Origin of the sequence: Endozoicomonas sp. ALB115 (assembly GCF_049310245.1) — a bacterium.
GTDB lineage: Bacteria > Pseudomonadota > Gammaproteobacteria > Pseudomonadales > Endozoicomonadaceae > Endozoicomonas.
The window spans coordinates 1-5,984 of the sequence record NZ_JBLYZG010000121.1 but is presented as its reverse complement, the minus strand read 5'-3'; the positions used below and the strand labels follow the sequence as shown (position 1 = coordinate 5,984).

At 47.9% G+C, this 5,984-nt stretch carries 6 protein-coding genes; 4 read left to right on the top strand and 2 right to left on the bottom strand.

Going from position 1 to position 5,984, the window contains the following annotated elements:
• The 3 genes from ACO6VE_RS23635 to ACO6VE_RS23625 all read left to right on the top strand — a co-directional run.
• Positions 1 to 903: RAP domain-containing protein (locus tag ACO6VE_RS23635; RefSeq protein ID WP_422463870.1), on the top strand; the 903-nt coding region annotated here is incomplete at its 5' end.
• A 76-nt stretch (positions 904 to 979) separates the two neighbouring features.
• Complete coding sequence (locus tag ACO6VE_RS23630; RefSeq protein ID WP_422450733.1) at positions 980 to 3,772, top strand: DUF1601 domain-containing protein; 2,793 nt, start codon at positions 980 to 982, stop codon at positions 3,770 to 3,772.
• A gap of 107 nt (positions 3,773 to 3,879) precedes the next feature.
• Positions 3,880 to 4,434, top strand: a complete 555-nt coding sequence (locus ACO6VE_RS23625) for a hypothetical protein (protein ID WP_422463868.1) — start codon at positions 3,880 to 3,882, stop codon at positions 4,432 to 4,434.
• A gap of 126 nt (positions 4,435 to 4,560) precedes the next feature.
• On the opposite strand, the gene ACO6VE_RS23620 is transcribed toward ACO6VE_RS23625, so the two are convergent.
• Positions 4,561 to 4,788, bottom strand: a complete 228-nt coding sequence (locus tag ACO6VE_RS23620) for a transposase (protein ID WP_422450731.1) — start codon at positions 4,786 to 4,788, stop codon at positions 4,561 to 4,563.
• Positions 4,733 to 5,167, bottom strand: a complete 435-nt coding sequence (locus tag ACO6VE_RS23615) for a transposase (protein WP_422450730.1) — start codon at positions 5,165 to 5,167, stop codon at positions 4,733 to 4,735. Before ACO6VE_RS23615 ends, ACO6VE_RS23620 begins: the two co-directional genes overlap by 56 nt.
• A gap of 225 nt (positions 5,168 to 5,392) precedes the next feature.
• On the opposite strand from ACO6VE_RS23615, the gene ACO6VE_RS23610 reads away from it, so the two are divergent.
• Positions 5,393 to 5,984: hypothetical protein (locus ACO6VE_RS23610; protein ID WP_422463867.1), on the top strand; the 592-nt coding region annotated here is incomplete at its 3' end.

Sequence of the window (5,984 nt, the reverse complement as noted above, 5' to 3'; positions counted from 1 at the left end):
CCCCACGTGAACGCACAGAAAGCCAACTTTAAACCACAGGGTATTGCCAACCTGCTGTGGGCCATGGCGAAACTGGTGGACGACGGGCAGGGGCAGACACCAGAGATCAAAGAGACCGTGGCCGCGCTGTCGCCCCACGTGAACGTACAGAAAGCTAACTTTAATCCACAGCAAATCGCTAATTTGCTCTGGGCCATGGCAAAACTGGGTGAGCTCGTTGAGCTGAACGTGGTTAAATCGACGTTCGAATCTCTTGTCTACCGAATCAGTGAAAAACCTCAGCTCTCTCAGCAAGCGATATTGATGTCTCTCTGGGGAGTCATGGTATGCTGTGCCAGGTTGTCTCTAGACTCTAATACCAATAAAAATAACTGGCTTGAAAAGCACATGGATGACCTGTTTACTCGCCTGGAAAATACATCCCCAGATAATGAAGAAGATCAACGCATCATTTCCCTGTCCGCCAGTTGGCTTGAGAGAACGTGTCCGATCGTCCCCCATTACCAGACTAACCTGTCAAAACCTCAAGCCGACTTTCGCACTCAACTCCAATCATGCATTCCCTCTTTGCAGATTGAAGAAGAAAAGAGTCTGAACTCATTACCTCCGGTTGACCTGCTACTGCCAGACCACAACATGGTGATTGAAATTCAGGGACGGTCTCATTACGTGAATGGTGATTTCAACACCAGGAATGGTTCGACTCTGCTGAAAATCGCACTGCTGCAAAAAGCAGGATTTGAGGTCATTGAAATCCCGGTTAACCAGCTCAGGAGCCGGGATTCAATAAAACTATATATTGATCAAATAAAGACCAGGGTGGACATCCCGCCACAGGGTCATGGCTCCGTATCACTTAAAAGCGGGTCTGCAGATGAGAAATACGGCACTGCTTATATATAATCATTTCAGCAAAATGAACTTCTGAACCGCACAGCAGTCTGCTTTTTATATTTTCATGAAGTAATGAAATATAATTATGGACGGAAGCTCTGCCGGTATCAGTGGTCAATACGCAAGATCCGATAATAATCATAACCGAGCGGGTGGCCGTGCTGCTGCTTCGAGGCGTGGACGATACCGACAGGCCACGGTCAGGCAGTGGGATGATACCCCACGAACAAACCCGGGGCGTACTACATTTTACCGTTCTTCTGACGCACGCCCTTCTCAACATCTACAGCGCCGTTCAGTTAACCCTGCTCAAGATTTTAAGGCGCTCATCAAACCAGAAATAATGGCTGATCTGGTGAGTAAATCTTATCGTTTCGGTGATCGCTATGATGGGAGACATCACGGTCTGTATGCTGATTCAATTAAAAGATACACATCAGCTGCTAAAAGACCGTTAAATCAAGCTGAACAAAGCCAGCTGATACGTTTGCTGCAAAATTTTACCATAACACGGCGTTGGGACTGGCGAAGCCTTACAACAACACTCCATTCATTGACTTCAGCGGGGTTTTTTACCCCTCATAACCCCATGGATGAGCGTGTCAAGCTAACTCAAGCTTACTTATTGTCAACACAACTTGATGCCATCATATTCAAGTGCAACCAAAAACCTCAAGCCAGGGACATTGATGCCTGGGGAATCTCCAACCAGCTGTGGGCAATGGCAAAACTGGTAGACAACGGGCAGAAGTGGACGCCAGGGTTCAAAGCGACAGTGGCCGCGCTGTTGCCCCACGTGAACGCACAGAAAGTCCAATTTATTCCTCAGCAGATCGCCAACATGCTGTGGGCCATGGCGAAACTGGTAGTCAACGGGCAGAAGCTGACACCAGAGCTCAACGAGACCTTGGCCATACTTTTGTCCCACTTGAACGCACAGAAAGCTAACTTTAAGCCACAGGAAAATGCCAACCTGCTGTCGGCCATGGCAAAACTGGTGGACAACGGGCTGGAGCATACACCAGGGCTCAAAGAGGCCTTAGTCGTGCTGTTGCCAAACGTGAATGCACAGAAAGACCAATTTGATGCCCAGCATATCGCCAACATGCTATGGGCCATGGCGAAACTGGTGGACAACAGGCTGGAGCAGATACCAGGCCTCAAAGAGGCTGTGGCCGTGCTGTTGACCCTTGTGAACACACAAAAAGCTAACTTTAAGCCACAGGAAACTGCCAACCTGCTGTGGGCCATGGCGAAACTGGTGGACAACGGGCTGGAGCAGACACCAGGGCTCAAAGAGGCCTTAGCCGTGTTGTTACCCCACATGAACGCACAGAAAGTCCAATTTAATGCCCAGGATATCGCCAACCTGCTGTGGGCCATGGCGAAACTGGTGGACAACGGGCTGGAGCAGATACCAGGGCTCAAAGAGGCCTCAGGCGCATTGTTGCCCCACGTGAATACACAGAACGCTAACTTTATACCACAAGGTATCGTCAACCTGCTGTGGGCCATGGCGAAACTGGTGGACAACGGGCAGGAGCAGACACCAGGGCTCAAAGCGGCCATAGCCATGCTACTGCCCCACGTGAAAGCACTGCAAGCTAACTTTAACCCCCAGGAAATCGCCAACCTGCTGTGGGCCATGGCAAAACTGGTGGACAACGGGCAGGCGCAGACACCAGAGCTCAAAGCGGCCGTAGCCACGCTGCTGTCCCATGTGAAGGCACTGAAAGCTAACTTTAAACCCCAGGAAATCGCCAACCTGCTGTGGGCCATGGCGAAACTGGTAGACAACGGGCAGGCGCAGACACCAGAACTCAAAGAGGCTGTGGCCGCATTGCTGCCCCACGTGAACGCACAAAAAGACCAATTTATTCCTCAGGGTATCGCCAACCTGCTGTGGGCCATGGCAAAACTGGTGGACAACGGGCAGGAGCAGACACCAGGTCTCAAAGAGGTCGTGGCCGCGCTGTTGCCCCACGAGAACGCAAAGAAAGTCCAACTCAATGCCCGGGATATCGCCAGCCTGCTGTGGGCCATGGCGAAACTGGGTGAGCTCGTTGAGCTGAACGTGGTTAAATCCACGTCTGAACTTCTTCTCTACCAAATCAGTCAATGCCCTCAGTTATCTCAGCAAGATATATCGATGTCTCTCTGGGGAGTATTGGTATGCTGTGCCAGGCTCTGTCCAGATGCCAATGCCAATACCAATAAAAACAGCTTGCTTGAAAAGCACATGGACGCCCTGTTTACTCGCTTCGAAAATGCATCCCCAAACGATGTAGAGGAACAATCCCTCATTGCCATGGCCGCAAGCTGGCTTGACAGGGCGTGTCCCATCGTCCCCCATTACCAGACCAGCATTTCAAAACATCAAACCGACTTCCACGATCAACTTCAATCATCTATTCCCTCTTTAAAAATTGAAGCAGAAAGGAGTCTGAACTCATTACCTCCGGTTGATCTGCTACTGCCTGACCACAATATTATTATTGAAATTCAGGGACCCTTTCATTACGTGTGTGGTGATTTCAAAACCAGGAATGGTTCGACTCTGCTGAAAATCGCACTGCTGCAAAAAGCAGGATTTGAGGTCATTGAAATCCCCACTAACACCTTTTTGAACCCGGATTCAATAAAACGATGTATTGATGAAATAAAGACCAGGCTGGACATCCCGCCACAGGCCCATGGTTCTGTATCCTATAAAATCGGGTGGGTATATGAGGCAAACGTTACCATCGATAACGGGTGTCAATCCTCACATCACTGTTACTTAACCGGCGAAGAGCATTCAGAGAAGCAAACAGGCAAACCCAAAAAAAGAACAAGGAAGAGGAAAAAAAAGCCAAGGTCCTTCAATCAAATATTTTGAACTTTTTTCTGGAAAGAAAGTCGGATATTAAAGGAAATGTTTTAGTTTGATCTATCGCCGTAATAACTAACTAAGTATGTAGCCCTCATTTTCAGGAATTAACAATCATGCAACCACCCCCGATTGCGCCGTCCGAACACTTGTTAGACTATTTAGATTTTGATTTGCTGGCAGGTTCGGCCTGTTGTGGAGTTTTTGGTCAAATTTTCGGTAGCATCGTTAGCCCTATAACATCTGAACCTGTTGGTTTTATGACATTTTGCGGTGCCAATCTCCTGGCTGGCACCCTGAATCGTCGCAGCATTGCCTGGCATCAATACACTAATGTACTACTGCTCAAAAACAAACAGCAGTTAAACAATGCACTAGTGGAAAGGTTTGAACAATTATCGAACAGGCTGAGACAGAATACTTTGAAACTTACCGAAAACCAGAAAAAAATTGAGAATCTTGAAAAGAATATTAAGGAATTGAACAAAAAGCCAATGGACAAGCTGGATCAATTATACAGGGAACAAAAAGAGATTAATGAGAGCTGCAAAACAAATCGCGAGGAAATTGCTGCCCTCCGGGAACTATTAAACAAAGCAACGTTGGTAACTGATCAGCCTGCACCATTGAACCAACTACCCACAGACACTGCACAACAAAAAAACAAGTAGTTGCCCTGGATAGCTCCAATAAAGTTACTCATACAGCAGTTGGCAATCCTTGCTGGGTGATAATACCAGCAAGACAATCAGGTGTTTGATGTAGTTTTCATCCTGTCCTCTGGGACAATAGAACAGCTAATAAACGCACCGGGCCGAGGCATTCTTGATTGATGTCAATACAAAGCGAGGGTTGTCACCCATCTGGTTCACTTCAGCCTTATATATGACACGTGTATCCAGCCCTTTCCAGCTCTTTGCCTGATACTGAGCCTCGCCATACAGACGCACCCGGTAAGGTATCGGTAATTTATTTAATCGGGCGTAAGCTGTACGTGTTTGCAAACAGTGGCGAGCTTCTGCCATGCTTTCGTCCCGAAGGTGTTTTACCCGGCCGAAGAATGGCTGTGATCAACTTCCCGCTCAAACCTTCAAAAATCATCAGTGGCAAGTAGCAGGTATTGCCGTATTTGGTATTAAACAGACTGTACTGTTGAGCACCGTGGGTCAGGCTGGCCGTGTGATCCAGATCAATGACTGCCAGCTTGGGCGGTTTTTTATAGCTGCTGAGAAAATGCTCTGCAAAGGCGTAGGCCAGGTCGTATATATCCCTGCGGGACAAGCCCTTCCCGAGTCGTGTAAATGTGGGGGCTGATGCCAGATGGGTCTCGGCATTCAGAGGACTGCGACCGACAGCCAGCTTGAACATGGGGTCCTTACGCAAATGGTTGCTGTCATTTGGCATCCTGATAACCGCAGGCCATTTGCAGCACTCTTTGCGTCAGAAGATCCTGCATGGAATGGTCAATATATGATTGGTGTCGTTTGTCCTGGATTGCCTTGACGAGCCGGGGAATTATGAAATCTAGAACCGTGTTCATATTCCGGTGATAAACATTTCAGCAAAATGAACTTCTGAACCGCACAGCAGTCTGCTTTTTATATTTCCATGAATTAATGAAATATAATTATGGACGGAAGCTCTGCCGGTATCAGTGGTCAATACGTAAGATCCGATAATAATCATAACCGAGCGAGTGGCCGTGCTGCTGCTTCGAGGTGTGGACGATACAGACAGGCCACGGTCAGGCAGTGGGATAATAACCCACGCACTAACCCGGGTCGCAATGAATTTTACCATTCTTCTGACACACGCTCTTCTCAATATCTACAGCGCCGTACAGTAAACCCTGCTCAAGATTTTAAGGCGCTCATCAAACAGGAAGTAATGGATGACCTGGTAAGTAAATTGCATCATTTCGGTCATCGCTATGATGGGAGAAATCACGGCCAGTATGCCAATTCAATTAAACAATACACATCCGCTGCAAAAAGACCGTTAAATCGAGCGGAACAAAGCCAGCTGATACGTTTGCTGCAAAATTTTACCATATCACGGCGCTGGGACTGGCGAAGCCTTACGACAACACTCCACTCATTGACTTCAGCGGGTGTTTTTACCCCTCATAAACCCATGGATCAGCGTGTTAAGCGTACTCAGGCTGCCTTACTGTCAACACTACTTGATGCAATCATATTCAAGTGCAACCAAAAACCTCACG